At 69.5% G+C, this 3,457-nt stretch carries 7 protein-coding genes and 1 pseudogene; all 8 read left to right on the top strand.

Going from position 1 to position 3,457, the window contains the following annotated elements; translation table 11 throughout:
- Positions 1-330, top strand: a pseudogene (locus RDM88_RS12285) (hypothetical protein); the annotation flags it as partial.
- A 17-nt stretch (positions 331-347) separates the two neighbouring features.
- Entirely contained in the window at positions 348-728 is a 381-nt protein-coding gene (locus RDM88_RS12280; protein ID WP_308755114.1) for a hypothetical protein, read from the top strand.
- Positions 725-1,108 carry a hypothetical protein gene (locus tag RDM88_RS12275; RefSeq protein WP_308755113.1) on the top strand — a complete coding sequence of 128 codons (384 nt, stop codon included), beginning with the start codon at positions 725-727 and terminating at the stop codon, positions 1,106-1,108. The genes RDM88_RS12280 and RDM88_RS12275 overlap by 4 nt, the downstream gene beginning before the upstream one ends.
- The gene (locus RDM88_RS12270; protein WP_308755112.1) at positions 1,102-1,455 is read left to right on the top strand and encodes a hypothetical protein; all 354 of its coding nucleotides are present in this window, start codon (positions 1,102-1,104) and stop codon (positions 1,453-1,455) included. Before RDM88_RS12275 ends, RDM88_RS12270 begins: the two co-directional genes overlap by 7 nt.
- Entirely contained in the window at positions 1,452-1,826 is a 375-nt protein-coding gene (locus RDM88_RS12265; RefSeq protein ID WP_308755111.1) for a hypothetical protein, read from the top strand. The genes RDM88_RS12270 and RDM88_RS12265 overlap by 4 nt, the downstream gene beginning before the upstream one ends.
- The gene (locus tag RDM88_RS12260) at positions 1,823-2,800 is read left to right on the top strand and encodes a hypothetical protein (protein ID WP_308755110.1); all 978 of its coding nucleotides are present in this window, start codon (positions 1,823-1,825) and stop codon (positions 2,798-2,800) included. The genes RDM88_RS12265 and RDM88_RS12260 overlap by 4 nt, the downstream gene beginning before the upstream one ends.
- Before the next feature lie 16 nt (positions 2,801-2,816).
- The gene (locus tag RDM88_RS12255) at positions 2,817-3,170 is read left to right on the top strand and encodes a hypothetical protein (RefSeq protein WP_308755109.1); all 354 of its coding nucleotides are present in this window, start codon (positions 2,817-2,819) and stop codon (positions 3,168-3,170) included.
- A partial coding sequence (locus tag RDM88_RS12250; RefSeq protein WP_308755108.1) for a baseplate J/gp47 family protein occupies positions 3,167-3,457 on the top strand: 291 nt, incomplete at its 3' end. The genes RDM88_RS12255 and RDM88_RS12250, both read left to right, overlap by 4 nt.

The following is a 3,457-nucleotide window of genomic DNA, read 5'->3' as shown; positions in this document are numbered from 1 at the left end:
ACCACGAGCCGCACGGTGAACGGGCTGCCCGACGGCACCTTTTCCGCCCTGTCCACCGTGCTCGCGGTGGACGAGGTGGTCGGCGCGGTGCGCCGCGCCGTCCGCGCGCGGCTGCGCGGACTAAAAAACAACGCCGTCACGCGGGAGAGCATCGCCTCCCAGATCACCGTCGAGCTCGAGCGGGAACGCGCGCTCGGCGTGATCGACAGCTACCGGCCGCCCCGTGTCGCCGCCCACCCGGACGACGCGTCCGTCTGCGTGGCGACGCTGTCGCTGCGGGTCGCGCCCGAGATCAACCAGATCGTGATCGCGGCCGACATCGTGGTCTAGAGCGGAAGGAGGACAAGATGGCATTCATCAGTTTCCCGACAAGCAAGGATATCTACATTGAGGTCGACGGCCGCCGGCTGGCCACGGCGCAGAGCTACAAGGCCAAGACCACCCGCGAAAGTCGCTATGTCGAGGCGTTTGGTTCGACGGAGCCGGTGGGCACCGTGGGCGGACGCGTCCGCCACGTGCTTGAGCTCGTGCGGGTGGTCGTCTCCCCCGCCTCCGACGTGGACTTCTTTTCCCTCGACGACTTCAACGTCGTCATCGTGCGCCCGGACGGCAAGATCATCTACTCCGGGTGCCAGTGGTCGGCAATCGGCGAGGACGCCCCGCTGGGCGACCTCGTCTACGAGAGCCTCACCCTCGTGGCGCGCTCGCGCATGGAGGTGCGGCCATGAGGCGCGGCGCCGAGCGGTTTACCGTTTCCTTTGAGGGGCGCGGCGTCCATTTCCGCGGGCAGACCGCCGCCCAGCGCCTCTCCCACCGCCAGCGCGCCTGCGCGATGATGCCCCTGCTCGGAAAGCGGGGGCTGGGCGGCGAGGAGGCCTACGCGCTCGCCTACAACTGCGTGCTGCTCTGCCAAACGCTCGACGGGCCCGACCGGCTGCGCACCCCCGCAGGGGCGCTGCGCCGCTATACCCTCGGGCAGATCGCCGGGCTCTGCCGACTCTACTGGGCGCAGGGGGACCTGCCCTTCGACGGGACGGAGGAGGACGTCGGCTTCCGGGAGGAAGCTTCCTTCAACGAGAGCTTTCCCGAGGAGGAATTCCCATGCTGAACCTCGACGCCGAGCTGGCCGAAAACCTGAAGGTCTACTCCGACTACACAAAAACCCGCGCGGCGGTCAGCTATCCCGCCAAGATGGATGTTCCGATGGTGTGGGACCGCTATCTGGACACCGCGCGGCCGGTGGGGGCCGAGCTTTCCACCGGGCAGGCCGCCTACTCGCCCGCCCCGCCCGACTATGAGGCCGCGGGATTTGAGTACGCCGCCCCCGCCCCGGTGCAGTGGCGAATCTCCGGCGAGGGGGAGGGCGGCCTGCTCGGACAGCTCAACGACCGCCTCAAGACCCAGGCCCGGCGTTACCCGCACCCGATCACCAATGAAATGGAGGACTTCTCATGAGCAGGATGCAGTATGGGGCGTTCGTCTTCCCGCACAATCCCCGGCGGATTGAGCTGAGCTATGCCGGGATCCTCGCGTCGCAGGTCTTCCCCGGCTGCGGCGCGGCGGTGCAGGAGCTCGGCCCCCGCTGCCGCGTCGCGAGATGCGAGGGGGAGGTCTTCGCCGCCACGCCCGAGGGCGCGGCCGCAAAGCTCGCGGAAATCTCCGCGGCCTGCACGGGCGGCGGGTTCGCCCGCCTCTACCTGCCCGCGGGCGGCAGCTTTGAGGCCGCCGTCTCCCGCTTCGCCTACACGGCGCAGGGGGACGGGCGGGTGCTCACCTACGCGCTCGAATTCGTCGAGCGCGCCGCGCAGAGGGGGGAGGGCGCATGACCGAGCTGACCGGCGAACGCTCCTGCACCGTGCGGGATTCGGCGGGAAACGCCTTTTCGCTGCCCGCGCCGCTTGAATGGGAGATCGTCAAATCGCTCGATTCGCCCGCGCACTCGTTCGAGGGAATCTTCCCCTGCGCGCGCGCCTGCGGCGACCTGCGTTCCGTCGAGGTCCTGGCCGGGGAACGGACGCTCTTCTCCGGCGGCGTCGACGAGGCGGCGGTCACGGAGGACGCGGGCGGGAGGCGTCTTAAGCTGATCGCCCGCAGCGCCGGCGCTGTGCTGCTCGACAACGAGGCCCTGCCGCAGACCTACACCACCGGGCTTTCCCTCACCGAGCTGTTCGACGAGCACATCCGGCCCTACGGCTTCTCCACCCTGATCACCGACTTCGACGTCTTCTTCAATCAGTACCAGATCCTCAAGGGGACGAGCGAATGGGAGGCGCTTTCCAACTTCTTCCGCAACGGCAGCCAGGGAATCGCCCGCATCGACGACGCGGGACGCGTCGTCTGCCTGATGAACCCCGGCGAGGGGAATTTTCACCTTATCTCCAACCGGGACGCGGGGGCCCAGCGGTTCACCAGCCTCAAAATCACCGACAACCGCTACTCCCCCATCACCCGGTTCGTCATCCGCGACGACGACGGCGCGTACAGCTACGCCTACAACAACCCCGAGGCCTCCGCGCTCGGGCTCGTGCGAAAGCGGTACCTCATCCCGTCGGTCGAATACACGCTGACCCCGACGGGCGGCCAGATCGACGCGATGCTCCGCATCCGCCGCTCGATGCTCGGCAAGCGGGTGGTCTCCGTCACCTGCCCCGGGCTGCTCGACGCCGCGGTCCGCGACACCGTGACCGTATCGGGCGGATATGAAACCTTTGAGGGGCTGCTGGTGCACCAGGTGCGGCACCGGCTTGCCGCCTCCGGCGCGTCGACCGAGCTCACGCTCGTCGACCGCGACTACCTGTAGAAAAGGAGGGCGCATGATGGACGCTTTGCTCATCGACGGCGGGCACCTCTGCGACCATCTCGGGAGCCCCGTCATGGTCGGCGGCGAACGGGAGCTTTTGCAGCGCGCCGCCATCCGGCTCGCGGTGAAGCGGGGGAGCCTGCCCCACGACCCCGGCTTTGGCAGTGCGCTGCACCGTCTCGACGCGGACGGCCCCGCCGCGGCGCGCGACGCGCGGGCGCTCGCCGCGGCGCGTCTGGCGCTCGCTCCCCTGCCGCAGCTTGAGGTGCGGTCGGCGGCGTGCGCGTGGGAACCCGGCGCGCGGCGGCTGACGGTGCGGATCACCCTCGCGCTGGCGGGGCGGGACTATCAACTGGAGGTGGACGTATGAACGAACAGGATTTTTACCGCGCGATGGTCGCGCGGTACAGCGCGCTCTCCGGCTTTGTCCCCGACGAGGCGTCGGACATCGCGCTGCGCTTCCACGCGCTGGCCGGCGAGCTCGCCGGTTTTTCCGCGCGGCTCGACGAGGCCGCACGGCAGATGGACCCGCTGACGGCTGACGGCGGGGCGCTCGACGCCCTCGCCGCGCTGCGGGGGATTTCCCGCAAGCCCGCCGCGCACGCCGCCGGGGAGCTCACCTTCACCCGCGCGCCGGGGACGGCGGGTGAAATCCCG

Source organism: uncultured Anaerotruncus sp., from assembly GCF_902490045.1.
In the GTDB taxonomy this organism is placed as follows: Bacteria; Bacillota; Clostridia; order Oscillospirales; family Ruminococcaceae; genus Anaerotruncus.
Note: the sequence above shows the minus strand (reverse complement) of the source record. Positions and strands in the feature narration are given on the sequence as shown.